Source organism: Atlantibacter hermannii, assembly GCF_009907385.1.
Lineage (GTDB): Bacteria > Pseudomonadota > Gammaproteobacteria > Enterobacterales > Enterobacteriaceae > Atlantibacter > Atlantibacter hermannii_A.
This window is the reverse complement of the sequence record NZ_JAAATR010000002.1, coordinates 14,981-41,107: the sequence shown is the minus strand read 5'-3', so window position 1 is coordinate 41,107 and position 26,127 is coordinate 14,981. Positions and strand designations below refer to the sequence as shown.

21 protein-coding genes are annotated in these 26,127 nt (G+C 54.8%); 10 read left to right on the top strand and 11 right to left on the bottom strand.

What is annotated here, in order from left to right; all coding sequences use genetic code 11:
* The first annotated feature begins 55 nt into the window (after positions 1 to 55).
* On the top strand, positions 56 to 3,628 hold the full coding sequence (gene uca / locus GV764_RS00525; protein ID WP_161658598.1) for an urea carboxylase: 3,573 nt from the start codon (positions 56 to 58) through the stop codon (positions 3,626 to 3,628).
* A gap of 274 nt (positions 3,629 to 3,902) precedes the next feature.
* Entirely contained in the window at positions 3,903 to 4,193 is a 291-nt protein-coding gene (locus tag GV764_RS00520; protein ID WP_125292777.1) for an HTH-type transcriptional regulator, read from the top strand.
* Between the two features lie 147 nt (positions 4,194 to 4,340).
* Here the strand turns inward: GV764_RS00520 and GV764_RS00515 are convergent, their stop codons facing one another.
* The 5 genes from GV764_RS00515 to GV764_RS00495 form a co-directional block, all read right to left on the bottom strand.
* The gene (locus tag GV764_RS00515) at positions 4,341 to 4,499 is read right to left on the bottom strand and encodes a Hok/Gef family protein (protein WP_161658596.1); all 159 of its coding nucleotides are present in this window, start codon (positions 4,497 to 4,499) and stop codon (positions 4,341 to 4,343) included.
* Between the two features lie 325 nt (positions 4,500 to 4,824).
* Positions 4,825 to 4,983, bottom strand: coding sequence for a Hok/Gef family protein (locus GV764_RS00510; protein WP_161658594.1), 159 nt, complete (start codon positions 4,981 to 4,983; stop codon positions 4,825 to 4,827).
* Between the two features lie 291 nt (positions 4,984 to 5,274).
* Positions 5,275 to 7,344: a glycine--tRNA ligase subunit beta gene (glyS, locus tag GV764_RS00505; protein WP_161658592.1), complete on the bottom strand. Its 2,070-nt coding sequence runs from the start codon at positions 7,342 to 7,344 to the stop codon at positions 5,275 to 5,277.
* Between the two features lie 9 nt (positions 7,345 to 7,353).
* Entirely contained in the window at positions 7,354 to 8,265 is a 912-nt protein-coding gene (gene glyQ, locus GV764_RS00500; RefSeq protein WP_125292786.1) for a glycine--tRNA ligase subunit alpha, read from the bottom strand.
* 161 nt (positions 8,266 to 8,426) lie between these two features.
* Entirely contained in the window at positions 8,427 to 8,735 is a 309-nt protein-coding gene (locus tag GV764_RS00495) for a YsaB family lipoprotein (protein ID WP_161658590.1), read from the bottom strand.
* 173 nt (positions 8,736 to 8,908) lie between these two features.
* Here GV764_RS00495 and GV764_RS00490 point away from each other — a divergent pair, with 173 nt between their 5' ends.
* Positions 8,909 to 9,904, top strand: a complete 996-nt coding sequence (locus GV764_RS00490) for an acyltransferase (RefSeq protein WP_161658588.1) — start codon at positions 8,909 to 8,911, stop codon at positions 9,902 to 9,904.
* Here the strand turns inward: GV764_RS00490 and GV764_RS00485 are convergent.
* The 4 genes from GV764_RS00485 to xylA form a co-directional block, all read right to left on the bottom strand.
* Positions 9,897 to 10,814 (bottom strand): helix-turn-helix domain-containing protein, encoded by a 918-nt coding sequence (locus tag GV764_RS00485; RefSeq protein WP_161658586.1) that lies wholly within the window; start codon positions 10,812 to 10,814, stop codon positions 9,897 to 9,899. The genes GV764_RS00490 and GV764_RS00485 overlap by 8 nt on opposite strands.
* Positions 10,811 to 11,353 (bottom strand): cysteine hydrolase family protein, encoded by a 543-nt coding sequence (locus GV764_RS00480; protein WP_161658584.1) that lies wholly within the window; start codon positions 11,351 to 11,353, stop codon positions 10,811 to 10,813. Before GV764_RS00480 ends, GV764_RS00485 begins: the two co-directional genes overlap by 4 nt.
* Positions 11,354 to 11,460: 107 nt before the next feature.
* Complete coding sequence (xylB, locus tag GV764_RS00475; RefSeq protein WP_161658582.1) at positions 11,461 to 12,915, bottom strand: xylulokinase; 1,455 nt, start codon at positions 12,913 to 12,915, stop codon at positions 11,461 to 11,463.
* Between the two features lie 43 nt (positions 12,916 to 12,958).
* On the bottom strand, positions 12,959 to 14,281 hold the full coding sequence (gene xylA / locus GV764_RS00470; protein WP_161658580.1) for a xylose isomerase: 1,323 nt from the start codon (positions 14,279 to 14,281) through the stop codon (positions 12,959 to 12,961).
* Positions 14,282 to 14,852: 571 nt separating this feature from the next.
* Between xylA and xylF the strand changes: the two genes are divergently transcribed.
* From xylF to xylR, 4 genes are all read left to right on the top strand, one after another.
* Complete coding sequence (xylF, locus tag GV764_RS00465) at positions 14,853 to 15,845, top strand: D-xylose ABC transporter substrate-binding protein (protein WP_161658578.1); 993 nt, start codon at positions 14,853 to 14,855, stop codon at positions 15,843 to 15,845.
* 68 nt (positions 15,846 to 15,913) lie between these two features.
* Positions 15,914 to 17,455: a xylose ABC transporter ATP-binding protein gene (locus tag GV764_RS00460; protein ID WP_161658577.1), complete on the top strand. Its 1,542-nt coding sequence runs from the start codon at positions 15,914 to 15,916 to the stop codon at positions 17,453 to 17,455.
* Entirely contained in the window at positions 17,433 to 18,614 is a 1,182-nt protein-coding gene (gene xylH, locus GV764_RS00455; protein WP_125292803.1) for a xylose ABC transporter permease XylH, read from the top strand. The genes GV764_RS00460 and xylH overlap by 23 nt, the downstream gene beginning before the upstream one ends.
* Before the next feature lie 96 nt (positions 18,615 to 18,710).
* A complete protein-coding gene (gene xylR / locus GV764_RS00450; protein WP_161658575.1) occupies positions 18,711 to 19,889 on the top strand; it encodes a D-xylose utilization transcriptional activator XylR in 1,179 nt (392 codons plus the stop codon).
* A 52-nt stretch (positions 19,890 to 19,941) separates the two neighbouring features.
* Here xylR and GV764_RS00445 read toward each other — a convergent pair whose 3' ends face one another.
* Positions 19,942 to 20,766 carry a protein bax gene (locus GV764_RS00445; RefSeq protein ID WP_161658573.1) on the bottom strand — a complete coding sequence of 275 codons (825 nt, stop codon included), beginning with the start codon at positions 20,764 to 20,766 and terminating at the stop codon, positions 19,942 to 19,944.
* Positions 20,767 to 21,078: 312 nt separating this feature from the next.
* Between GV764_RS00445 and GV764_RS00440 the strand changes: the two genes are divergently transcribed.
* Positions 21,079 to 23,115, top strand: coding sequence for an alpha-amylase (locus GV764_RS00440; RefSeq protein WP_161658571.1), 2,037 nt, complete (start codon positions 21,079 to 21,081; stop codon positions 23,113 to 23,115).
* A gap of 134 nt (positions 23,116 to 23,249) precedes the next feature.
* Positions 23,250 to 24,506 carry a valine--pyruvate transaminase gene (gene avtA / locus GV764_RS00435; protein ID WP_161658569.1) on the top strand — a complete coding sequence of 419 codons (1,257 nt, stop codon included), beginning with the start codon at positions 23,250 to 23,252 and terminating at the stop codon, positions 24,504 to 24,506.
* A gap of 4 nt (positions 24,507 to 24,510) precedes the next feature.
* On the opposite strand, the gene GV764_RS00430 is transcribed toward avtA, so the two are convergent.
* The gene (locus GV764_RS00430) at positions 24,511 to 24,999 is read right to left on the bottom strand and encodes a 4Fe-4S dicluster domain-containing protein (protein WP_161658567.1); all 489 of its coding nucleotides are present in this window, start codon (positions 24,997 to 24,999) and stop codon (positions 24,511 to 24,513) included.
* Positions 25,000 to 25,226: 227 nt separating this feature from the next.
* Here GV764_RS00430 and GV764_RS00425 point away from each other — a divergent pair, with 227 nt between their 5' ends.
* Positions 25,227 to 26,111 carry an ROK family protein gene (locus tag GV764_RS00425; RefSeq protein ID WP_161658565.1) on the top strand — a complete coding sequence of 295 codons (885 nt, stop codon included), beginning with the start codon at positions 25,227 to 25,229 and terminating at the stop codon, positions 26,109 to 26,111.
* Positions 26,112 to 26,127 lie beyond the last annotated feature (16 nt).

Genomic DNA, 26,127 nt, shown 5'->3' with positions numbered 1-26,127 from the left:
CCGCAACACAGCGCTATCAATGACGCAGGACGACCTGCCCGCCGGAGAGCCGGTTATGTTAACGCGAATCCTTATCGCCAACCGTGGCGCAATTGCAGTGCGCATTATCCGCACCCTCAAACAGATGGGCATCACCACCCTTGCCGTGTATGCCGAAGCCGATAAACACGCCGGGCACGTGCGCCAGGCAGATATCGCCGTATCGCTGGGTGACGGCAATGTGCGCGAAACCTATCTCAATCAGGACAAACTGTTCGCCATCATGCGCGAACACGGCGCGCAGGCCGTCCATCCGGGTTACGGGTTTCTGAGTGAAAACGCCAGCTTTGTTGAGCGTTGCGAACGCGAAAGCGTGGTATTTCTTGGTCCGACAACCGAGCAAATGGCGGCTTTTGGCCTGAAACACCGCGCCCGCGAACTGGCGGAGCAAAACCACGTGCCGCTGCTACCCGGTAGCGGTCTGTTGACCACGCCGGAAGCCGCGCAGCAAGCAGCGGAGAAAATCGGGTATCCGGTGATGCTGAAAAGCACGGCGGGCGGCGGCGGCATCGGGATGCAGCGTTGCGACGACGCGGCGGCGCTTGACGAGGCGTTTACCCGCGTAAAACGTCTGGCAGGCAATAATTTCGCCGACGATGGCGTCTTTTTAGAGAAATTTATCGCAAGGGCGCGGCATATTGAAGTGCAGGTCTTCGGCGACGGCAACGGCAACGTTATCGCGCTGGGTGAACGCGACTGCTCCGCCCAGCGCCGCAACCAGAAAGTGATCGAAGAAACCCCCGCGCCGCGCCTCTCGGACGCTAACCGCCGGGCGCTGCACGACACCGCCATCCGCCTGTGCCAGGCAGTGAATTATCGCAGCGCCGGCACCGTGGAATACGTCTATGACGATGTCTCTGAACAGTTCTGGTTCCTGGAGGTGAATACCCGCCTGCAGGTGGAGCACGGCGTCACCGAGAAGGTCTACGGGGTGGATATCGTGCGTTGGATGGTGGAGTTGGGCTCACAAACGTTGCCTGCGCTGGATACGCTGGTGACTGCGCCAACCGGCCACGCCATCCAGGTGCGGCTGTACGCGGAAGATCCGGCAAAAAACTTTCAGCCGGTGGCCGGTTTGCTCAGCGAAGTGGTTTTCCCCGACAGCGTGGAGGCGGCGCAACTGCGTATCGACAGCTGGATCTCCGGCGGCTGCGAGGTATCGGCTTTTTACGATCCGATGCTGGCAAAAGTGATTGTTCATGCCGACAGCCGCCCGCAGGCGTTAGCGGCGTTGCAAAACGCCCTGGATCAAACCCGGCTTTACGGCATCGAAACTAACCTGAAATGGCTGCGTCATTTGCTGACGCTGCCGCAGGTGCGCGAAGGCAAGGTCATTACCGCCACTTTAAGCGACGTGAGCTGGCAACCCGCCACCCTGGACGTACTGAGCGGCGGCACGATGACCACGATCCAGGATTTACCGGGGCGCGTGGGTTACTGGGACGTTGGCGTCCCGCCCTCCGGCCCGTTCGATAGCCTGGCATTTGAGCTGGGCAACCAGCTGCTCCACAACCCACGCGACGCCGCCGGGCTGGAAATCACGCTGCGCGGCCCGACGCTGCGCGTTAATCAGGCATGCTCCATCGTGCTGACCGGCGCGGATATCGACGCCATGTTAGACGATACGCCCGTCGCGATGCGCCGGGTGATAAACGTGCAGGCAGGCCAGATCCTCAAACTCGGCGCGGTACAGGGCGCGGGCTGCCGCAGTTACCTGCTGATTGCCGGTGGTCTGGATTGCCCGCATTATCTGGGCAGCCGCAGTACCTTTACGCTGGGAAAATTCGGCGGCCATGCCGGACGCGCGTTGCGGGCGGGGGATGTTATTCATCTTGCCGCACCGGCGATCCGCCCTGACGCCACGCTGGCCGCCGATGCTTATCCGGTTATCTCCAGCCACTGGCAGCTACGGGTGATTTACGGTCCGCATGGCGCGCCGGAATTCTTTACCGAACAAGACATTGAAGCGTTTTTCACGGCCCGCTGGCAGGTGCACTACAACTCCAGCCGCACCGGCATCCGTCTGATAGGGCCAAAGCCCACCTGGGCGCGCCCGGACGGCGGCGAGGCGGGAATGCATCCGTCCAATATCCACGATAACGCCTATGCCTTCGGCACGGTGGATTTTACCGGCGATATGCCGGTGATCCTCGGGCCTGACGGCCCGTCGCTGGGCGGGTTCGTCTGCCCGGCCACGGTGATCCATCAGGATTTGTGGAAGCTCGGCCAGCTGAAAGCGGGCGATACGATTTCCTTTGCGCCGGTCACGCTGGAAGAGGCCGACCGCACAACGCAAACCGCCAGCGCCTCTGCTGATGTGGCGCTCAATGCGCTGCCCTCGCCGATTTTATGGCAGGACCACGCCCGTGACGGCATGCCTGCGATTGCCGTTCGGGCGGCAGGCGACCGCTTTCTGCTGGTGGAATATGGCGAGCAGCGGCTGGATATCGCCCTGCGCTTTCGCGTCCACGCGCTGATGCAGCACCTGGAGGCCATGACGATCGACGGGCGGCTGGAGATGACGCCGGGGATCCGCTCCCTGCAGATCCATTTCGATCCGACGCGGTGCCCGCGCGATGCGCTGATCGCCATTGTTCGCGAGGCCGATCTCCAGTTGCGGGATCTGCGTGACGCCAGCGTGCCGTCACGCACCGTCTGGCTGCCGCTCAGCTGGGACGACGCCGCCTGCCGCGAGGCGATTACCCGCTACACCCAGTCGGTGCGCCCCGGCGCGCCGTGGTGCCCGAGTAATATCGAATTTATTCGTCGCATCAACGGGCTGGATAGCGTCGAGCAGGTCAAAGAGATTGTGTTTAACGCCTCGTATCTGGTGATGGGCCTGGGAGATGTCTATCTCGGCGCGCCCGTCGCCACGCCGGTCGATCCGCGTCACCGTCTGGTGACCACGAAGTACAATCCGGCGCGCACCTGGACGGCGGAAAACTCGGTGGGCATCGGCGGCGCTTATTTGTGCGTCTACGGCATGGAAGGGCCTGGCGGCTATCAATTCGTGGGCCGTACCGTACAGATGTGGAATCGCGATCGTAAAACAGAAGCCTTCACCCAGCCATGGCTGCTGCGCTTTTTCGACCAGATCCGCTTCTATCCGGTCAGCCATGAAGAGTTGTTAACGCTGCGCGAGCGCTTCCCGTGGGGCGACCATCCCTTGCGTATCGAACAGGGCGAGTTCAGCCTGAGCGACTGGCAACAGATGCTGGAGCAGGACGCAACGGATATCGCCGCCTTTCTGGATAAACGCCAGAAAGCCTTTGATGAGGAACTGGCACGCTGGCGCGCCGACGGGCAATTCACCTTCGAAAGTGAATCCAACGCGCAAAACGACAGCGACGACACTATCCCCGATAGCTGCTGCGGTGTTGAAAGCCTGGTGGCAGGCAGCGTCTGGCAGTGGCTGGTGAAGCCGGGAGAACAGGTCGCAGAAGGCCAACTGATCGGCATTCTCGAATCGATGAAAATGGAGATCCCGATTACCGCGCCGGTTAGCGGAACGATCCGCACTTTCCAGCGTCAGCAGGGAAATCAGGTACAGGCGGGGCAATTATTGATGGTGATTGAACGCGCCGCGTAACGTGCAGGCCTGCCGGCGATCTTCCCGGCAGGCCAGATCCTGGACGCATCGCTGATTTACCCATTATTTCTATCCAAAGACATAAATTTTCTTACTCTTTATTAGCTTTCATAATCAGCCTGTTAGCATGAAATTTACTGCGCTTTGCCGCTTAAAAAAAATCTAATCGCGCGATTAATCACCAGCGCAACGATCCCTGATTGCATTTAGGGACTATTCTTAATGTGCTTCTTAGCGTTCACGATCCCGCAGTGTGATTTATGAGGAGTTCTCAATGGAATATAAAGATCCAATGGTTGAGTTGCTCAGCAGCCTTGAGCAGATTGTTTTTAAAGATGATTCACAGAAAGTGACCCTGACCCATAAACCGTCCGCTTTTTCCGAGTTTGAGCAGTTGCGAAAGAGTACCGGTTTGAAAGTTGATGACCTGGCCCGGGTGATGGGCGTGAGTGTTGCCATGGTGCATGAATGGGAATCAAAACGCGTAAAACCCTCCAGCACCGAACTGAAGCTGATGCGCCTGATTCAGGCGAACCCGATGCTCAGTAAGCAGTTGATGGAATAATTTTATTGCTCTGTATCCTTTAGGTTTTCCTGGTCGTGACAACCCCCGTCTTATACGGGGGTTGTGTGTTTAGAGATAAGTGCGGGTGCCTTCAGGCCCAACCCGTCAGTTGACTGAAATGCGGGAGATCGCTCTCCCGCACTGCAATTACCTCCCTGCTTCGTAAGCAAGGACCGCCCGTAATTCGCTGTTTTGTTCTTTAAGGGTGAATTCACACAGACGATCTTTCACCATCCAGATAAAACAAAGCAGCGTTACGCATACGACTAATACACAAAGAAATGTGTATTTATACTTTACAGGCATAATTGCCTCCTTCGGTTGAAGGGGCTACAATCCAACTGTCTGGTTGGGATTGCGGCCCCGTTAATTAAATGGATTTAATTACGGGGCTTTCGTCTATCCAACCCTTGCGTCATGCTCCGGCTAAATAGCCTTGAGCACCCGAATAGTATAATAATGATATTTGTATCGCAGATAATTAACGGAATCGTTAATAGCATACGTGTTTTAAACAAATGAAATTGTTTTCAGATAATGGCTGAGACGACATTCAGGAATAAATTTGGGTGCCTTCAGGCTCAACCCATACAGTTGACTGAAATGCGGGAGATGACTCTCCCGCACTGCTTTACCTCCCTGCTTCGCAGGCAAGCATTGCCCTTAATTCACTGTTTTTCTCTTTTATGCTGAACTCGCAAAGACGATCCTGCACTATCCAGATAAAACAGAGAATAGTTACACATATTACTAATACACTTAAAAATGTGTATTTATGCTTTACAGGCATAATTGCCTCCTTCGTTGGAAGGGGCTACAATCATACTGTTAGGTTAGTGATTGCGGCCCCGTTAATTAAATGGATTTAATTACGGGGCTTTCGTCTATCCAACCTTTGCGTCATGCTCCGGCTAAATAGCCTTGAGCACCCGGTCATGATAATACCGATATTTGTCTTACCTATAATTAGCACAACCGTTAACAGCACGGCTATTTTTAATCAATAAACTTGTTTTAAGATAACGTCAAAAATAAAAAACCCGCCTCGATTAGCGGGTTTTTTCAATTATTACAGCAACTGTTACTGCAGCAGTGAAATATCCGCGACTTGCAGGAACAATTCGCGCAGCTTAGACAGCAGCGTCAGGCGGTTAACGCGCAGCTCCTGATCGTCTGCCATTACCATCACTTTATCGAAGAAGGCATCGACCGGCGCGCGCAGCGCTGCCAGTTCCACCAGCGCCTGCTGGTATTCGCCTTTGGCAAAGGCCGGTTCCAGTTTGTCGCGCAGAATAACCAGCTGCCGCGCCAGTTCGATTTCTTCCGGCTCTTTCAATACCGAAGCGCGGACATGGTCATGCAGCGTTTCGGTGGATTTCGCCAGAATATTCGATACGCGTTTGTTGGCTGCTGCCAGCGCTGAAGCCGCTTCCAGAGTGCGGAAATGCGATACCGCTTTCATACGGGCATCAAAGTCCGCCGGTTTGGTCGGACGACGCGCCAGCACCGCCTGGATGGTATCCACGCTGTGGCCTTCTTCCTGATACCAGGCGCGGAAACGGCCCAGCATAAAGTCGATAACGTCATCAACCACGTTGGCGTTGGTCAGCTTGCTGCCATACAAACGCACCGCTTCTTCGGTCAGGGTTTGCAGATCGAGCGGCAGGTTTTTCTCAACGATGATACGCAGCACGCCGAGCGCAGCGCGACGCAGCGCAAACGGGTCTTTATCGCCTTTCGGATGCTGGCCGATGCCGAAAATACCCGCCAGGGTATCCATTTTGTCGGCAATCGCTACCGCACAGGCCACCGGGTTAGACGGCAGATCGTCGCCCGCGAAACGCGGCTGGTACTGTTCGTTCAGCGCCACGGCAACGTCTTCCGCTTCACCATCGTGACGGGCATAGTGCATCCCCATCACGCCCTGGGTGTCGGTAAACTCGAATACCATGTTGGTCATCAGGTCGCATTTAGACAGCAAGCCCGCGCGCGTCGCATGATTCACATCCGCACCGGTCTGCCCGGCAATCCAACCGGCAAGCGCCTGAATACGGTCGGTTTTATCACGCAGGGTGCCCAGTTGCTGCTGGAACAACACGGTTTCCAGACGCGGCAGGTTATCTTCAAGACGTTTTTTGCGGTCGGTATTAAAGAAGAACTCCGCATCCGCCAGACGCGGGCGCACCACTTTTTCGTTACCGGAGATAATCTGCTGCGGATCTTTGGATTCGATATTCGCCACAAAGATAAAGTTAGGCAGCAACTTCCCGTTATTGTCATAAACCGGGAAGTATTTCTGGTCGCCTTTCATGGTGTAAACCAGCGCTTCTGCCGGTACCGCCAGGAATTTCTCTTCGAATTTAGCGGTCAGCACGACCGGCCATTCCACCAGCGAGGTGACTTCTTCCAGCAGGCTTTCGCTCAGATCGGCATTGCCGCCAATTTTACGCGCCGCATCTTCTGCGTCGGCCTTGATTTTGGCTTTACGCTGCTCGTAGTCGGCGATGACTTTACCGCGCTCCAGCAGGATTTCCGGATACTGATCGGCATGTTCAAGGGTGAATTCCGGCTCGCCCATAAAACGATGCCCACGGATCACGCGATCGGACTGAATGCCAAGGATATTAGCCGGGATCAGTTTGTCATCCAGCAGCAGCGTAACGGTATGCACCGGACGCACGAAGTGAACGTCAGACGCGCCCCAACGCATCAGTTTGGGAATGGGCAGTTTTGCCAGCGAAACACCGATCATGCCAGGCAGCAGCGTTTCAACGCTTTCGCCTTTTACATGCGCGCGATACAGCAGCCATTCGCCTTTATCGGTGGTTAACCGCTCGGCCTGATCGACGGTAATACCGCAGCCGCGCGCCCAGCCTTCCGCCGCTTTGCTCGGCTTGCCGTCGGTATCAAAGGCCTGGGCAATTGCCGGGCCGCGTTTTTCAACTTCCCGATCCGGCTGAGATTCCGCCAGATTGGCGATTTTCAGTGCCAGGCGACGCGGCGCAGCGAACCATTTAACATCGCCATGGGCGATACTGGCCGCATCGAGTTCAGCAGTAACATTCGCAGCGAAGGATTCCGCCAGGCTGCGCAGGGCTTTTGGTGGCAGCTCTTCAGTGCCGATCTCCACCAGAAAAGTTTTTTCAGACATGGCAGCCTCTTATTTGTTTCTGTTACACATCGGGAAGCCCAGCGCTTCACGAGAAGCGTAGTAGGCTTCCGCCACAGCTTTGGTCAGCGTGCGAATGCGCAGGATATAGCGCTGACGCTCGGTTACCGAGATGGCCTTACGGGCATCCAGCAGGTTAAAGCTGTGGGCGGCTTTCAGAATACGTTCATAGGCTGGCAGCGGCAGCGGGTTTTCCAGCGCCAGAAGCTGCTGGGCCTCTTTCTCATACTGCTCGAAGCAGGTGAAGAGGAAGTCCACGTCCGCATATTCGAAGTTGTAGGTCGATTGTTCCACTTCGTTCTGATGGAACACATCGCCGTAGGTGGTTTTACCCAACGGACCGTCGCTCCATACCAGATCGTAAACGCTGTCCACGCCCTGGATATACATAGCGAGGCGCTCAAGACCGTAGGTGATTTCACCGGTCACCGGCTTACATTCAAGGCCACCAACCTGCTGGAAGTAGGTAAACTGAGTGACTTCCATACCGTTCAGCCACACTTCCCAGCCGAGACCCCAGGCACCCAGCGTCGGGTTCTCCCAGTTATCTTCCACGAAGCGAATATCATGAATCGTTGGGTCCATACCCAGTTCTTTCAGCGATCCCAGGTACAGTTCCTGAATATTGTCCGGCGAGGGCTTGATGATCACCTGGAACTGATAGTAGTGCTGTAAACGGTTGGGGTTTTCGCCGTAGCGGCCATCGGTCGGGCGGCGGGAAGGCTGCACATAAGCGGCAGCGATGGGCTCAGGCCCGAGCGCCCGCAGACAGGTCATGGGATGTGAGGTGCCGGCGCCGACTTCCATATCCAGCGGTTGAACGATGGTGCAGCCCTGGCGGGCCCAGTAATCCTGTAAGGTCAGGATCAAGCCCTGAAAGGTCTTGGTATCAAACTTTTGCATGTTGATTTCGCACGCGATACGAGTGGGTTTAAGTGGAAGCGACCAGTATATACTCAAAAGACTAAACGTTGCATCACAGGGGCAACGGAACGAGGCGTCTAATCGCGCTTCAGAATGGAATTCCCGCGTTTAAGTAGGGTTATCTGCGGTAGTGAAGAGAATTAACGCATCGATAAGTGTAAAAACTGCCCATTCATATCAAATGCGCAGGTAAATCCTTCCTGGCGCGCGGTACTGCCCTGCATTTCGTAACTGCCCTGGAAAGCGTCGAAATCGGTAATACGGATATTCTGGCTGGTAAGGTTATAGCGATGGGCGGCATTTTCCCGGCACTGGTTTTCCATCGCCAGCGAATGGATCGGCGTGACTTTCGCTTTCTGAGCATGTTGCGGTTGCGTTTCCTGGCTGGCGCAACCGGCGAGGAGGATGACGGCGGCAAGCATAGAAAAGCGTATGGGTGTCGTAGTCATTATACTTTGCTATCCGTTTTTAAGGGTTTTCCGTGCATTCACGTCAGAATGCATTGTGGCTGGCCCGCGCGGCACGCCGCAAGCCCTGGAAAGCAAACTCGGAATGATCCGGAGTACAGTGATAATTAATAGACCGACACTAGCGGAATAGCAACGTGTGAGCCGGGGAGAAAATGCAGCAAAAAATAAACTGGATAGATAACTTGCGCGGCATCGCCTGTTTGATGGTGATTATGATCCATACCACGACCTGGTATATTACCAACGCCGATGTCGTTACGCCGTTTAGTTGGAATTTTTCCAATGTCCTGAATTCCGCCTCGCGCGTCAGCGTTCCGCTGTTTTTTATGATTTCAGGCTACCTGTTTTTTGGCGAACGCAGCGCTGAACGACGCCACTTTTTACGCATCGGATTGTGTCTGCTGTTTTACAGCACCGTTGCGTTTCTCTATATCGCGCTGTTTACTTCAATCAGCCCGCGTTTATCGTTAATCAATCTGTTTCAAAAGCCGGTGTTTTATCACCTGTGGTTCTTCTTCGCGATTATCGTTATTTACCTGCTATCTCCATTGATTTCGGTAAAAAAGGTTAGTTTGCCGGTCATTTTTGGGTTGCTGTTAGTGGCAGGGGTGATCGCGAACCCCAATACAGTGCCGCAAAGTTTCTACGGCATGAAATGGCTACCGGTTAATTTGTATATTAACGGTGATACGTTTTATTACGTGCTGTACGGGTTATTGGGTCGCGCCATCGGCATGCTGGAAACGCAATATCGCCGCTATACCATTATTGCCGCGCTGCTGTTTATCGCCTGCGTCACGTTAATCAGCCTGGGAACGCATTCGGAACTGGCGCGACAAGGCAATTTTAGCGACACCTTTTATCTCTACTGCGGGCCGCTGGTGTTTATCGCCGCCCTGAGCCTGTTTGTGGTGGTCAAAAATTCCCTTAACGCCCGGCCATTGCCGGGGCTGGCATTAATTTCTCGCTACTCGCTCGGCATTTACGGCTTCCATGCCCTGTTTATTCATGCGTTACGCACTCGTCATATTGAAATCACCCACTGGCCGGTGCTGGATATCATCTGGATCTTTAGCGCCACGCTGATGGGTTCGCTAATACTTTCCATGCTGTTACAGCGGATTGATACGCGCAGGCTGGTTAGCTAGCGCGCCGTCGGGCGCGATACAACTGGCGCGGTGACGAAAACCCTGCCGCATGGGAAGCCTGCTCAACGCCCTGACCTTGCAACAGGCGTTGTTCAGCCTGCGCCAGACGAAGCTGCTCCAGATAATCGCGCACGCTGATGCCCAGAAGTTGCTGGAATAAGCGCGACAGGTGACGCGGGCTGACAAACACCCGCGCGGCGATATCCGGCAGCCGCCATTCAATTTCCGGCGAACCCGACAGTAAATCCTGCGCTTTATGAACCGCCGGATGCATATGATTACGATAGCGCAGCCAGGGCGACAGCTGCGGATCCTCTCCCGAACGGCGAAACCACACCACCATCTCACGGGCCACGTCTAACGCCAGCTGCGGGCCGTGCAGCCGGTTAATCAGATGCAGTGATAAATCGATGCCGGAGGTAATACCCGCGCTGGTCCAGATGCCGCGATCTTCAACAAAGATCCGCCCTTCACGCACGATAGCGCCCGGTTCGGCGGCTTTTAGCCGCGTTATCACATCGTGATGAGTGGTGCATTCTACACCGTGCAGCAGGCCGGAACGCGCCGCCAGCAGCGAACCGGAACAGACGCAGACCAGCTGGATATCCCCGCGCTGGATAGCAGCGAGCTGGCGACCCAGCCAGCGACGCGCCTCCACCGCCTGCGGCGTATCGAAGTAGCGCGTTGAATCGCTAACGCCGGAAAGCACCAGCAGGCTTTTTTTTGGTAGTTGCTCAGGAAGCGGGCCGATGCCGCCCATAGTTAACCCGATCGAGGTGCTGACTTCCGGCTCGGGCCCAATGTAATGCAGATTGAACGCGTCGCTTGCCAGGCCGAGCGTTTCCGCAGGCCCGATCATGTCCAGCGCCAGCGTACCGGGCAACACCAAAAACCAGACATCCGTTTTCATCTCAGCGACTCCAGGCATTCAGTGACCGTCTGCACCGTGGCGAAACGGCCTTCCAGCACCGTTTCAGTACGATGACGCAGGGTTTGGCTATCCAGAGTAATGTCTTTATAGCGCATCGCAAAGGTCAGCATCGCCTCAGAAACAAAACTCACCCGGTATCCCAGGTCAGACGCCACGCGGGCCGTGGTTTCGCAGCATTGTTCGGTGCGTATCCCGCAAATAATCAGGTGGTTGATTCCCCGGACGCGTAACCAGTGGTCCAGCCCGGTGTCGGTAAACGCGTTATGAACATGCTTATGAAAAGTGACATCTGCCTGATGAGTCAGAAAAGGCATCGGCTTCACATAGCCGGACGCCAGCGAAAACGGCCCCTGATCGGCAACGTGGAAAATGTCCACCACTGGAATTTCCAACTTTTGGCAACCGGTAATCAGTTGGGAAATCGCCAGCTGGAAATCAGCGAAGTCGATATCTTCCCAGTAATCGCGATGAAAGAAAGAAACCTGGGTATCGATGTTAATCAATGCGGAATGTGACATTTCAGGACGCCTCGCTCAGTGGGTGTAACCCCATTCTGGCAAGGCGTCTGAAGGCCGGTAATACCAAAAACGGACAAAGAACGGTTAAACCAGGACGTCTCGCGCCGTTACTTCATCAATGGCTCCAGATGCTGATAAATCTGCCGGAAGGTTTCACGTCTTTCGCTATAGCGTGCGACGTTTGCATCGTCAGGCTGATGCTGCTGTTCAAGATGCAGCGGCGGGAGTAACTCCTGCAAGGATCCCCCAGGCGAAAGCGCAATCTGTGCCAGACGCGCCGCGCCCAGGGCCGGGCCGACATCGCCGCCGGTGCGGTAATCGAGGATTTGCCCGCTGATATCTGCCAGCATTTGCCGCCAGTATTCGCTACGCGCACCGCCGCCGATCAGGGTGATGCTCTTTGGTTGCAATCCGCAGCTGTGTACGACGTCCATCCCGTCAGCCAGCGCATATCCCACCCCTTCCAGCACCGCCTGCGCCAGCTCCGCCGGACCATGCTGATGCGTCATGCCAAAAAAAACGCCTTTAGCGTTCGGGTTGTTATGGGGGGTCCGCTCGCCAGAGAGATAGGGAAGAAACCACACCGGACCCGCATCGGCGTTGGCCTGTTTTGCCGCATCAATTAACGCCGGAACGCTGCCCAAACCGGTGAGTTTGGCCGCCCAGTCCAGGCAGGACGCGGCGCTCAGCATGACGGACATCAGGTGCCAGCGTTTGGGCAACGCGTGGCAGAAGCTGTGAACGGCGCTTTCCGGCTTCGACAGAAAGCCATCGCTGACGGCAAAGTATACGCCGGACGTTCCCAGGGAGAGCATCGCCTGCCCGGCATCGGCAATGCCCACGCCGACTGCGCCTGCGGCGTTATCGCCGCCGCCTGCCACAACCGGCACCGCAGGCATATTCCAGCGGCTGGCAATATCCGCCGTTAAATGCCCGGTCACCTCGCTGCCTTCAAACAATGCGGGCATATGCTGACGCGTTAGCCCGCATGCCTCCAGCATTTCATCACTCCAGTCACGCTTGCCGACATCCAGCCACATCGTTCCCGCGGCGTCAGACATATCGCTGGCAAACTCACCGGTCATCCGCAAACGCAAATAATCTTTAGGTAATAAAACCTTATTGACCTGCTCAAACACCGCCGGTTCATGGCGTTGCACCCATAGCAGCTTGGGCGCGGTGAAGCCCGGCATCATCAGATTGCCGGTGATGGTTCGGGAATCGGCGACGCTGGCTTCAAGCAGCTGGCACTCTTCACCGCAGCGGCCGTCGTTCCACAATATCGCCGGGCGCAGTACTCGCTGTTGCTTATCCAGTAGCGTTGCGCCATGCATCTGCCCCGCGATGCCTAATGCCTTCGCCGCCTTCAGGCTGTGCTGCGCGCCCAGCGCCTGCATTGCCTTGTCGGTGGCTCGCCACCATGATTCGGGATCCTGCTCTGACCACAGCGGATGAGGACGCGATACCGTCAGCGGTTCGGAATGCGTCGCCAGCAGCTCGCCCTCCTCGCCCAGCAAAATGACTTTCACGCCCGAGGTTCCCAAATCAATCCCGATATACATGGCGGCAACTCCTTAATCAGCGCCATCGTTGTGGCGCAGGGGTTTAACGATCGAACAGATAATGATTCACCAGATTTTCCAACAGCTCCTGATGCCCGCTCTGATGACGCGGCGCCAGGTTCTGCTGTTCAGCGTACTTCGCTAATTGCTCCAGCGAGAGCTGCCCTTTCAGAATTTGCTGGCCCAGTTCACCATTCCAGCCGGCGTAACGTTTGGCGACGCGGCTATCCAGCTCGCCGTCCTCAATCATGCGCGCCGCGACCTTCAGCGACAGCGCCATGGTATCCATCGCGCCAATATGCCCATAAAACAGATCGTATTTATCGGTACTTTGACGGCGCACTTTGGCATCAAAGTTCAGCCCGCCAGTGGTAAAGCCGCCCGCTTTGATGATTTCATACATTACCAGCGCGTTCTCTTCCACGCTGATCGGGAACTGGTCGGTATCCCAGCCCAGCTGCGGGTCGCCACGGTTGGCGTCAACGGAACCGAATACGCCCAGCGCGATTGCGGTAGCGATTTCATGATGGAAAGAGTGCCCGGCCAACGTAGCGTGGTTGGCTTCAATATTGACCTTAATTTCTTTTTCCAGTCCGAACTGTTTCAGGAAACCGTATACCGTCGCCACATCGTAATCGTACTGATGTTTCGTTGGCTCCTGCGGTTTCGGCTCAATCAGCAGCGTCCCCTGGAAGCCAATTTTATGTTTGTGCTCGACCACCATTTGCATGAAGCGGCCAATCTGCTCGCGCTCCTGACGTAAATCGGTATTGAGCAGCGTTTCATACCCTTCGCGACCGCCCCACAGCACGTAGTTTTCACCGCCCAGACGGTGCGTGGCGTTCATCGCCGTCACCACCTGCGTAGCCGCCCAGGAGAACACTTCCGGATCCGGGCTGGTCGCTGCGCCAGCGCCATAGCGCGGGTGGGTAAAACAGTTGGCGGTGCCCCACAGCAGTTTCACGCCTGACTGCTGCTGTTTCTGCTCAAGCACATCGACCATGTGGCTGAAATTATTGAGATACTCTTTAAGCGACGCCCCTTCCGGCGAGACATCCACATCGTGGAAGCAGTAGTATGGCACGTTCAGCTTATGGAAAAATTCAAACGCCACTTCCGCTTTACGGGTCGCCAGCGCCAGCGCATCGCCCGGCTGCTGCCAGGGGCGATCGAAAGAACCCACGCCAAACATATCTGCGCCATTCCAGCAGAATGTGTGCCAGTAACACGCAGCGAACCGCAGGTGATCTTCCATACGTTTACCCAGCACTTTTTGGTCCGGGTTGTAATGACGAAACGCCAGAGGATTCGATGTCTCGGGTCCTTCATATTTCACACGTTCAAGCTGGTCGAAATAACTTTGCATAATTAACTCCGTAATCAGAGAGCGGGTTCGAGCACTGTGTAAAATAATCCTGGATATTACCCGCACGTTACTCAATTACGTTATTTCACACTGCCATTAAGATAATGCACAAACGCGCCACCGGTCACAAAAACTATATTTACAGAAATAACAAAAGTGCGAGAGATTATCCAAATCCAGGCAATTCGGGTTATTTGTTAAATTTAAAGTTCGATCGCGGTCATAAAACAGAAAACAAACAAAAAAACGTAATGCCGGGACGAAAATCTGTAATTGAAGGTTCGCCGCTTCCAGGTCAAAACTTTAAACGTTTACTGAAAGAGCGTCTCTTTACTCTGAGTTGTAATACGTCACTATCACTCTATGCCCTAAATAATTCGAGTTGCAGGACAAAGCCTTAAGGGCTTTGAACAGCGCTTGCGCTGGCCCCTAAGGGGCGAAGCCGAAGGCTGAGTCACGCGGCAAGGGAGCGAATCCCAGGAGTGTACATAAGTACATGGCTGGGATGAGTGAGCGCAGCCAACGCACCGGCAACTTGAAGCATGACGGGTATACAACAGGTACTAACACTATGAAGATAAAGAACCTTACCCTCACCCTGTGCGCTTCATTGCTACTGACCAGCATGAGCGGTATCGCCAAAGAAGTAAAAATCGGCATGGCAATTGACGACCTCCGACTGGAACGCTGGCAAAAAGACCGCGATATTTTCGTCAATAAAGCAGAAGCGCTCGGCGCGAAAGTCTTTGTACAATCAGCGAATGGCAACGAAGAAACCCAAATGTCGCAGATTGAGAACATGATTAACCGCGGCGTCGATGTATTAGTGATAATTCCCTACAACGGCCAGGTATTAAGTAACGTAGTGGCCGAAGCCAAACGCGAAGGAATTAAAGTATTAGCCTATGACCGGATGATTAATAACGCCGACATCGATTTTTATATTTCTTTTGATAATGAAAAAGTCGGTGAATTGCAGGCTAAAACGCTGGTCGATAAAGTGCCGCAGGGTAATTACTTCCTGATGGGCGGTTCGCCGGTGGACAATAACGCCAAACTGTTCCGCGCCGGGCAGATGAAAGTGCTGAAGCCGTTTATCGATAACGGCAAAATTCATATCGTCGGCGATCAGTGGGTAGACGGTTGGTTGCCTGAAAACGCCCTGAAAATCATGGAAAACGCCTTAACGGCCAACAACAACAAAATCGATGCCGTGGTCGCTTCCAATGATGCGACCGCAGGCGGCGCGATCCAGGCACTGAGCGCCCAGGGGCTGGCGGGCAAAGTCGCCATTTCCGGGCAGGATGCGGATCTGGCTGGCGTGAAGCGCATCATCGCCGGTACCCAGACCATGACGGTGTATAAACCAATTACCGAACTCGCCAATACCGCCGCACAAATTGCCGTGGAGCTGGGTAATGGGCAAGCGCCGAAAGCCGACGCGAAGCTGAATAATGGGCTGAAAGATGTACCGGCTCGTCTGCTGAACCCTATCGAAGTGGATAAAACCAACATCGAATCTACCGTCATCAAAGACGGCTTCCACAAGCAAAGCGATTTGTAATCTCTGGGCGCCCGCAGCCCTTTGCGGGCGCCATCGGCCTGAATTCAACCGTGAACAACGGGGTTGGCATGCCTTACTTACTTGAGATGAAAAACATCACCAAAGCGTTTGGTGCTGTGAAAGCGGTGGATAACGTCAGCCTGAACGTCAACGCCGGCGACGTGCTTTCTCTGTGCGGAGAAAACGGCTCCGGTAAATCCACGTTAATGAAAGTGTTATGCGGCATTTATCCGCATGGCAGCTTTGACGGCGAAATCTGGTTCGCCGGAGAAAAGCTCGAAGCGAGCCATATTCGCGATACCGAACGCAAAGGCATCGCGATCATTCACCAGGAGCTGGCGCTGGTTAAGCATCTCACCATTCTGGAAAACATTTTTTTGGGCGCGGAAATCACCCGTCACGGCGTGATGGATTACGACGCCATGACGCTGCGCTGCCAGAAACTGCTGGCGCAGGTGAATCTGAATTTGTCGCCCGATACCCGCGTGGGGGATTTGGGTCTTGGCCACCAGCAACTGGTCGAAATCGCTAAGGCGCTGAATAAACAGGTGCGGCTGTTGATCCTTGATGAACCGACGGCCTCGCTGACCGAGCAGGAAACCACAGTATTGCTGAATATTATTCGCGACCTGCAAAATCACGGCATCGCCTGCATCTATATTTCCCACAAGCTGAATGAAGTTAAAGCCATCTCCAACACCATCTGCGTGATCCGCGATGGCCAACATATCGGTACCCGCGATGCCGGGCAGATGAGTGAAAGCGACATTATCACCATGATGGTAGGCCGCGAATTAACCTCGCTTTACCCCAACGAGCCGCACCAGATTCATGATGAAATTTTGCGCGTGGAGCATCTGACCGCCTGGCATCCGGTGAATCGGCATATTAAACGCGTTAACGATATCTCGTTCAGCCTTCGACGCGGGGAAATCCTCGGTATTGCTGGCCTGGTCGGCGCAGGCAGGACCGAAGCGGTGCAATGCCTGTTCGGCGTCTGGCCTGGGCGTTGGGAAGGCCAAATTTTAATCGATGGTGCGCCGGTATCGATTAAAAACTGCCAGCAGGCAATTGCCCACGGCATCGCAATGGTGCCGGAAGATCGCAAAAAAGACGGCATCGTGCCGGTGATGGCGGTGGGGAAAAATATCACCCTGGCCTCGTTAAGCGATTTTACCGGGCCGGTAAGTACCCTGGATGATGCGGCGGAACAACAGTGCATTTTGCAGTCCATCGCCCGGCTGAAGGTGAAAACCTCATCACCGGAACTGGCGATTGGCCGGTTAAGCGGCGGGAATCAGCAAAAAGCCATTCTGGCCCGCTGCCTGCTGCTTAACCCGCGCATTCTGATCCTTGATGAACCGACCAGGGGCATCGACATCGGTGCCAAATATGAAATCTACAAGCTGATTAACCAACTGGTGCAACAAGGCATCGCTGTCATCGTTATTTCTTCAGAATTACCAGAAGTACTCGGCCTGAGCGACCGGGTGCTGGTGATGCATGAAGGACGTCTGAAAGCCAATCTGATCAACCAAAACCTGACCCAGGAACAGGTAATGGAAGCGGCCCTGAGGAGCGAACCCCATGTCGAAAAGCAACCTGTCTGAAATAAAACTCGCTGCTCCGCTGGCGAAAACATCCGGTGGCCTGAAAGCGCTTAACTTACAAGTGTTTGTCATGATCGCCGCCATTATTGTCATCATGCTGTTTTTTACTTTTATGACCGAAGGCGCGTATCTCAGCGCGCGTAACGTCTCGAACCTGCTGCGCCAGACCGCTATTACCGGCATCCTGGCGGTAGGCATGGTGTTTGTGATCATCTCGGCGGAAATCGACCTGTCTGTCGGCTCGATGATGGGGCTGCTGGGTGGGGCGGCGGCGATATTTGACGTCTGGCTGGGGTGGCCGTTGCCGCTGACTGTGGTGGTCACGCTGGCGCTCGGCCTGCTGCTCGGTACCTGGAACGGCTGGTGGGTGGCTTACCGTAAAGTGCCGTCGTTTATCGTCACGCTGGCGGGCATGCTGGCGTTTCGCGGCATCTTAATTGGTATCACTAACGGAACGACCGTGTCGCCGACCAGTAATGCAATGTCGCAAATCGGTCAAAGCTATCTGTCTAACGGCATTGGTTTTGTCGTGGGCACGCTCGGGCTGATGGCGTTTATGGCATGGCAATGGCGCGGCCGGGTACGCCGCCAGACCTTAGGGCTACCGGTTAACGCAGCCAGCGGCACGGTGGGCAAACAGGCGTTGATCGCCGTGATCGTTCTGGGCGCAATCTGGCTGCTTAACGACTACCGCGGTGTGCCGACCCCGGTGCTGATCCTGGCATTTTTACTGCTCGGCGGAATGTTTATGGCGACGCGTACTGCCTTTGGCCGTCGCATTTACGCCATCGGCGGCAACATTGAGGCAGCGCGCTTGTCCGGGATTAACGTCGAGCGCACCAAACTGGCGGTATTTGCCATTAACGGCCTGATGGTGGCGATTGCCGGGTTGATATTAAGTTCACGACTCGGCGCAGGCTCGCCTTCCGCCGGGAACATCGCCGAGCTGGACGCGATTGCCGCCTGCGTGATCGGCGGCACCAGTCTGGCCGGCGGGATCGGCAGCGTTGCCGGCGCGGTGATGGGCGCATTTATCATGGCCTCGCTGGATAACGGCATGAGCATGATGGACGTGCCGACGTTCTGGCAGTACATCGTTAAAGGCGCGATTCTGTTGCTGGCTGTCTGGATGGATTCTGCAACCAAGCGACGCGGCTAATAAACTGCGTAACCGATCGCAATGCCGGAGGGTAAAATCTCCGGCGCCTTGTCATTTATGCTATTCAGGAAAGGGAAGAACTGTCAGGGCTACGTCATGTTTGAAAAACGTCACCGTATTACTTTGCTGTTTAACGCTAATAAAGCCTACGACCGGCAAGTCGTTGAGGGTGTAGGAGAATATCTTCAGGCGACTCAATCGAGCTGGGATATTTTTATCGAAGAAGATTTCCGGGCGCGCATCGATAACATTAAAGAGTGGTTGGGTGACGGCGTCATCGCTGATTTTGACGATAAGGAAATCGAGCAGTTGCTGGCGGATGTAAACGTGCCGATTGTCGGCGTGGGTGGCTCCTATCATCAGCCTGAGCACTATCCTCCGGTTCATTACATCGCCACCGACAACCACGCGCTGGTCGAACAGGCCTTTCTCCATTTAAAAGAAAAAGGCGTACACCGCTTTGCTTTCTATGGCTTGCCTGCGTCCAGCGGCAAACGCTGGGCGGCAGAACGTGAACATGCGTTTTGCCAGCTCGTCGCCCAGGAAAAATATCGCGGGGTGGTGTATCAGGGCCTGGAAACTGCGCCAGACAACTGGCAGCACGCCCAGAATCGGCTGGCGGACTGGCTGCAAACCCTGCCGCCGCAAACTGGTATTATCGCGGTCACCGACGCCCGCGCGCGCCACGTTTTGCAGGTGTGCGAGCATTTGCATATTCCGGTGCCGGAGAAGATTTGTGTGATTGGCATCGATAATGAAGAACTGACGCGCTACCTTTCAAGGGTCGCCCTGTCATCGGTGGCGCAGGGCACCCGCCAGATGGGGTTTCAGGCGGCCAAATTACTCCACCGTCTGTTAGCCAGTGAAACCCTGCCGCTGCAACGCCTGCTGGTGCCGCCGGTCAAGGTGGTTGAGCGTCAGTCCACGGATTACCGCTCTCTGCACGATCCGGCCGTGATTCAGGCGATGCATTACATCCGTAATCACGCCTGTAAGGGAATCAAAGTTGAGCAGGTGCTGGATGCCATCGGCATGTCGCGCTCCAATCTTGAGAAGCGATTTAAAGAAGAGGTCGGCGAGACCATTCACGCCGTACTGCATGCGGAAAAACTCCATAAAGCCCGCAGCCTGTTGATTTCCACCTCGTTGTCTATTAACGAAATTTCGCAAATCTGCGGTTACCCGTCACTGCAATATTTTTATTCGGTGTTCAAAAAGGAGTACGACGCCACACCGAAAGATTACCGCGAACGACACAGCGAATTTTCTCGTTAGCAATAAAAAACCCGGCCTGATTAGCCGGGTTTTTTCGGTTCGTCGCGATGAATTACATATTCGCCGCCAGCAACCGCTGGTTATCCTGATACATGGCAAACAGGTAGTTGTTATAGCTCTGCCCTTTGGTGGAGTAGCCCTGGAGCTTGTGGATCATATTGCTCGCCGTCAGCTCCTGATCCGCTTTGCGCAGCTGCGCGCGGGATTTACGGAACGATGAGTACGCCGGGTGGGTATTCAGGTTGTTCACGTACGCCGACACAGACTCTTTCACGGAATCAAAGTGCGAATAACCTTTCACTTTACCTGTCCCGCTGTTGCAGTGGCGCTTCGCACACTTCATGCCGAAAAGGTTGTTATTGCTGCGGGCCAGTTTTGACGTTCCCCAACCACTTTCTGCCGCAGCCATCGTCGCAACCATGCTGGTTGGAATAATGTCTACGCGTTCCAGCAATGTGTTCCACGGAATACGTTTGGTATTACCGTTCCACTTTACGTCGTAGTTTTGGGCAATTTTCTTCAGACGCGCGCGTTCGCTCGGCGACCAGCGTCCGTCATACTGTTTAGAGATAAGCCAGTTACGTTCCGCAGTAATTACCGCGTTTTGGCTGGTAATGTAAGGCATGACTGTCCGGAGAAACGCTTTTTTTCTTGGGGTCCCGGAAGGGTATTTTCGCAAATCAGGAAGTGAACCGCTTATTTCACTATTGCGAGAATACTCTTTCTTACTGCTTGCCTGGTGCTTACCGCTGGTTTTCTTAATCTGAGCTGTGTGACTCGTCGTCGTGTGCTGTTTTGCCAGCACTTCACCTGAAACTGCATAGGTGAAAAAGATGAGTATCGCCGCCCCGATTCGTCGTAATCGAGTCGATATCATTAGGTCTCCTGGTCGGATAAATGCATTCCAACACCTTATTCATGAGAAAAATTTGTGAACCGAATTTCAAATCTTACCAAAAATAACCTTCAAGAGCAGTAAAAGAAATAATACAAATCCGAAACCTTGTCACGTACGACCTTCTTATCGTAGTTAAAAATAATGATTTATCTGATGCTTATCGCAGAAAAAAGCAAAAATGAGAGATGACTCACTCATCCTGTGGATTCAGCCTCGCAACGCTGAAACAGGGATGAGACCGGCTGGCGAAAATTTTGCCAAAATAGCAAAAACCCTAATGGGAGCCGCCTGATGAAGAAAACTATTCCTGCCCTGCTGTTACTGCCCGGCGCTGCATTCGCGCAGTGGAGCCTGCCCGACTTACCTGCTTTTGTTGAACAAAGCCCCGGCGTATTTATCGCCCAGGGCGCGCTGGAAAAAGGTGAACGTCCCCTGCGTTTAACCCAGGGTGAACAATGCTGGCAGCCGAGCGGAGCAATTAAATTAAATCAGATGCTGTCGCTTACGCCCTGCGCGGGCGATGCGCCTGAGTGGCGGCTGTTTCGTAGCGGCAATTATCAGGTACAAATCGATACCCGTTCGGGTACGCCGACCCTGATGCTGAGCGTGAAACAGGATGCGCCGCAAACCGTCGCGGCAACCGTTCGCCAGTGCCCAAAATGGGATGGCGGCCCGGTGACCGTTTCGGTTAACGATCGCTTTGAAGAAGGTTCACAGGTACGCGACTTCTACAGCGGCAATAGCGCAACCGTAACCGACGGCAGAATTACCCTGATGCCCGCCGCAAGCAGCAATGGGCTGCTACTTCTGGAAGCGGAAGAAACGAACGATAAAGCGCCCTTTAGCTGGCATAACGCCACCGTCTACTTTGTGCTCACCGACCGCTTCGAGAACGGCAACCCTGATAACGACAACAGCTACGGACGGCACAAGGACGGGATGGAGGAGATCGGCACCTTCCACGGCGGCGATTTGCAGGGCCTGGCGCAAAAACTGGATTACCTACAGGCGCTTGGCGTTAACGCGTTATGGATAAGCGCCCCCTTTGAGCAGATCCACGGTTGGGTCGGCGGCGGCACGAAAGGCGATTTCCCGCATTATGCCTATCACGGTTACTACACTCAGGACTGGACCACGCTCGACGCCAATATGGGTACGCGCGACGATCTCCAGAAGCTGGTTGACGGCGCGCACCAGCGCGGCATCCGCGTTCTTTTTGATATCGTCATGAACCACGTCGGTTACGCCACTCTGGCGGATATGCAGCAATACCAGTTTGGCGCGCTGTATCTGAAAGGCGATGAGATCGCCAAAACCCTCGGCGAGAACTGGACCGACTGGAAACCCGGTCCGGGCCAGAGCTGGCACAGCTTTAATGACTACATCAACTTCAGCGATAAGGCCGCCTGGGAGAAATGGTGGGGTAAAAACTGGATCCGCACCGATATTGGCGACTACGACAGCCCCGGCTTTGACGATCTCACCATGTCGCTGGCGTTTCTACCAGACCTGAAAACCGAATCCGTTACGCCCACCGGGCTGCCCAACTTTTATAGCCAGAAACCTGACACCCGGGCCAAAGAGCGGCCCAACTATACGTCGCGTGATTACCTGACCCAGTGGCTCAGCCAGTGGGTGCGGGACTACGGCATTGACGGTTTCCGGGTCGATACGGCAAAGCATGTCGAGCTGGGCGCCTGGCAGCAGTTGAAAAATCAGGCCAACGACGCGCTGACAGAATGGAAAGCCGCTCATCCGGATAAAAAGCTGGACGACGCCCCTTTCTGGATGACTGGCGAGGCCTGGGGGCATGGCGTCATGCAGAGCGATTACTACCGCAACGGCTTTGACGCGATGATCAATTTTGATTATCAGGAACAGGCAGCGGGCGCGGTGGATTGTCTGGCGAATATGGATCCCATCTGGCAACAAATGGCGGACAAACTTCAGCAGTTTAACGTCTTAAGCTATCTCTCTTCGCACGATACCCGGTTATTCCGTGAAGGCGGCACCCGCGCGGCAGAGCTGCTGCTGTTAGCGCCCGGTGCGGTGCAGATTTTTTATGGTGATGAGACGGCGCGCCCGTTTGGACCCACCGGGTCCGATCCGCTGCAGGGCACCCGTTCGTCGATGAACTGGCAGGACGTTGAGAGCGCACAGGCCGCGACGCTGGCGCACTGGCAGAAAATCGCTCAGTTCCGCGCGCGCCACCCGGCGATTGGCGAAGGTAAACACATCCCGCTGAGCGACGACAAGATGTATGGTTTCAGCCGCGTTCAGGGCGACGACACGGTGATGGTGCTCTGGGCAGGCGAACCGCAAAAGTGATGTAGCAGGTTATGCCAGCAAATTACATATGCCTGGCATAATCGGCAATCCTTGTCTGGACTGGCCTGTTTGCGCCGTTGAACCGGTAGCGTTATCGTGAGCCTCTTTTATAAGTATTCGATATCAAGACGGCTATGACTTTTTCTCTTTTCGGCGACAAATTCACCCGCCATGCAGGCATTACGCGCCTGATGGAAGACCTTAACGACGGGTTACGCACTCCTGGCGCAATCATGCTGGGCGGTGGGAACCCGGCGCAAATCCCGGAGATGAACGACTATTTCCAGAAACTACTGGGTGAGATGCTGGAAACCGGCAAAGTCACTGAAGCGCTTTGTAATTATGACGGCCCGCAGGGTAAAAGCGAACTGCTGGACGCGCTCGCCGGTATGCTGCGCGAAGAATTTGGTTGGGATATCGAACCACAGAATATTGCGCTAACAAACGGCAGCCAGAGCGCATTTTTCTACTTATTTAACCTGTTCGCAGGTCGCCAGGCGGACGGCTCGACTAAAAAAGCGCTGTTCCCGCTGGCGCCGGAATACATCGGCTATGCGGATTCCGGCCTGGAAGAGGAGCTTTTCGTCTCGGCGCGCCCAAATATTGAACTGCTGCCGGAAGGCCAGTTTAAATATCACGTGGATTTCGAGCATCTGCATATTGGTGAAGAAACCGCGATGATCTGCGTCTCGCGCCCCACCAACCCGACCGGTAATGTGATCACCGATGACGAGCTGATGAAGCTGGACGCCCTTGCTAACCAGCACGGTATCCCGCTGGTCATTGATAACGCTTATGGCGTCCCCTTCCCGGGCATTATTTTTTCTGAAGCGCGCCCGCTGTGGAACCCCAATATTGTTCTGTGCATGAGCCTGTCGAAACTGGGCCTGCCGGGTAGCCGCTGCGGCATTATTATCGCCAATGAAAAGATCATCTCCGCCGTCAGCAATATGAACGGTATTATCAGCCTGGCACCTGGGGGCATCGGCCCGGCTATCGCCTGTGAAATGATTAAGCGTAAAGACCTGCTGCGCTTGTCGGAAACGGTGATTAAACCCTTTTATCAGCAGCGCGTTCAGGAAACGATTGCCGTTATTCGCCGCTATTTGCCGGAAGAGCGTTGCCTGATCCACAAGCCGGAAGGCGCGATTTTTCTGTGGCTGTGGTTTAAAGATTTACCCATCACCACCGAGCTGTTGTATCAGCGCCTGAAAAAGCGCGGCGTATTGATGGTGCCGGGGGATTACTTCTTCCCGGGTCTCGATAAACCGTGGCCGCATACCCATCAGTGTATGCGCATGAATTACGTGCCGGAACTGGAAAAAATTGAGGCTGGGGTGAAAATCCTGGCGGAAGAGATTGCGCTCGCCTGGCAAGAGGCCAGCGCATAATCGATTACCACGCCGCCGCCCGGCGGCGTTTTTCCGCGCTAATTTGCTCAAGCTGTTTCGGATCCATACAGCGCAACGCTGATGTGGGGCACGCCTCAACGCACGCCGGGCCCGCGTCCCGATGCCAGCATAAATCGCACTTCAGCGCCTGCACCTGATGTGCCGCGACAGTGACCACTTCCATCGCCCCGTACGGACATGCCACCATACAGGTCTTGCAGCCAATACAGCGCGCTTGATCCACATATACAAAATCCTCACGGCGAGAGATCGCCTGAGTGGGGCAAACCGCGCCGCACGGCGCGTCTTCACATTGCCGACACACCGCCGCCGTAGACAGCATGCCGGTTTTGACGACCCGAATCCGCGGTTGAAAGGCTTCAGCGCTAATCTCTGAACAATCCTGCGAGGCCTGATGCGAGACAACGCAGGCCACTTCACAGGTACGGCAACCGATACATTTGTTCGCTTCGGCAACAATAAAGCGGTTCATTTCCCACTCCATCAGACCCTGAAAGAGCCAGATTGCCAGAAAATTCCTGCTTGTCTCTTTGATCCTGGCGGGTAAAGAGGCCAGATTTCGTTAGCGGGTCAATATGCCCTTGCCGGTCGCTCATAAATCCTGGCTAGCCTCCTGTTTTTAAACCATTACCTTTATTTACATTCCGCTGCCGGGCCTCAGCCATAATTAGTCGTATGCCTCCCTGAAAGGAAAATCATATGCAGCATTTCATTGGCTTCGATGTAGGTGGAACGCACATCAAACATGGCGTGATTGATGAAGAAGGTAATGAGTTGGCTTCCGATGAGTACGACACGCCGGAAGACGAGCAAACGTTCCGCAAAAAATGGCAGGAAGTGGTTGAGGCGTACCAGAATGAACACGAGATTGTTGGCATAGGCGTCAGCTTTCCCGGCCACATTAACGCGCATACCGGCGAGGCCGCCAAAGCCGGCGCGCTGGAATATATGGACGGCGTTAATCTGCTGGAGCTGTTTGCTGAACTGACCGATCTTCCCGCCGTTGTTGAAAACGACGCCAATTGCGCGGCGCTGGGCGAACTGTGGCGCGGTGCGGGAAAAGAGTATGAAAACTTTGTGTGCATTACCGTTGGGACCGGCATCGGCGGCGGGATTATTCTCGACGGCGAACTTTACCGGGGCTCGCATTACCGCGCCGGCGAGTTTGGTGTGATCCCGGTGGGTAATAACGGTGAATGCATGCATGAAGTGGCCTCCGCCAGCGGGTTGATGGAGGCCTGCCGCCAGGCGTTGGCGCTGTCAGTAGACGAAATGCCCCACGGCAAAGAGCTGTTTGAAAGGATGAACAACGATGTTCATTTACGCGAAGCAATTAATGAATGGGCGCGCAATCTGGCGCGCGGCGTTTATAGCGTGATTTCAATGTTTGATCCGCAGGTGGTATTGATTGGCGGCGGCATTAGCGAAGAGGAGAAAGTTTTCCAGCTGCTGGGCCGCCATCTGGAAACTTTTGAGCTGTGGGATGACTTGCAGGTCCCGATCCAGCCCTGCCAACTGGGGAATCAGGCAGGGCGACTCGGCGCAGTCTGGCTGGCGAAGAAAAAAATCGCGCCCCGGAAATGAGGCGCGATCGACGTTG

Bases quoted from the DNA above. Each gene is read 5' to 3' on its own strand.
- uca (WP_161658598.1), top strand. From the start codon at position 56: ATGTTAACGCGAATCCTTATCGCCAACCGTGGCGCAATTGCAGTGCGC.
- GV764_RS00520 (WP_125292777.1), top strand. From the start codon at position 3,903: ATGGAATATAAAGATCCAATGGTTGAGTTGCTCAGCAGCCTTGAGCAG.
- GV764_RS00515 (WP_161658596.1), bottom strand. From the start codon at position 4,499: ATGCCTGTAAAGTATAAATACACATTTCTTTGTGTATTAGTCGTATGC.
- GV764_RS00510 (WP_161658594.1), bottom strand. From the start codon at position 4,983: ATGCCTGTAAAGCATAAATACACATTTTTAAGTGTATTAGTAATATGT.
- glyS (WP_161658592.1), bottom strand. From the start codon at position 7,344: ATGTCTGAAAAAACTTTTCTGGTGGAGATCGGCACTGAAGAGCTGCCA.
- glyQ (WP_125292786.1), bottom strand. From the start codon at position 8,265: ATGCAAAAGTTTGATACCAAGACCTTTCAGGGCTTGATCCTGACCTTA.
- GV764_RS00495 (WP_161658590.1), bottom strand. From the start codon at position 8,735: ATGACTACGACACCCATACGCTTTTCTATGCTTGCCGCCGTCATCCTC.
- GV764_RS00490 (WP_161658588.1), top strand. From the start codon at position 8,909: ATGCAGCAAAAAATAAACTGGATAGATAACTTGCGCGGCATCGCCTGT.
- GV764_RS00485 (WP_161658586.1), bottom strand. From the start codon at position 10,814: ATGAAAACGGATGTCTGGTTTTTGGTGTTGCCCGGTACGCTGGCGCTG.
- GV764_RS00480 (WP_161658584.1), bottom strand. From the start codon at position 11,353: ATGTCACATTCCGCATTGATTAACATCGATACCCAGGTTTCTTTCTTT.
- xylB (WP_161658582.1), bottom strand. From the start codon at position 12,915: ATGTATATCGGGATTGATTTGGGAACCTCGGGCGTGAAAGTCATTTTG.
- xylA (WP_161658580.1), bottom strand. From the start codon at position 14,281: ATGCAAAGTTATTTCGACCAGCTTGAACGTGTGAAATATGAAGGACCC.
- xylF (WP_161658578.1), top strand. From the start codon at position 14,853: ATGAAGATAAAGAACCTTACCCTCACCCTGTGCGCTTCATTGCTACTG.
- GV764_RS00460 (WP_161658577.1), top strand. From the start codon at position 15,914: ATGCCTTACTTACTTGAGATGAAAAACATCACCAAAGCGTTTGGTGCT.
- xylH (WP_125292803.1), top strand. From the start codon at position 17,433: ATGTCGAAAAGCAACCTGTCTGAAATAAAACTCGCTGCTCCGCTGGCG.
- xylR (WP_161658575.1), top strand. From the start codon at position 18,711: ATGTTTGAAAAACGTCACCGTATTACTTTGCTGTTTAACGCTAATAAA.
- GV764_RS00445 (WP_161658573.1), bottom strand. From the start codon at position 20,766: ATGATATCGACTCGATTACGACGAATCGGGGCGGCGATACTCATCTTT.
- GV764_RS00440 (WP_161658571.1), top strand. From the start codon at position 21,079: ATGAAGAAAACTATTCCTGCCCTGCTGTTACTGCCCGGCGCTGCATTC.
- avtA (WP_161658569.1), top strand. From the start codon at position 23,250: ATGACTTTTTCTCTTTTCGGCGACAAATTCACCCGCCATGCAGGCATT.
- GV764_RS00430 (WP_161658567.1), bottom strand. From the start codon at position 24,999: ATGAACCGCTTTATTGTTGCCGAAGCGAACAAATGTATCGGTTGCCGT.
- GV764_RS00425 (WP_161658565.1), top strand. From the start codon at position 25,227: ATGCAGCATTTCATTGGCTTCGATGTAGGTGGAACGCACATCAAACAT.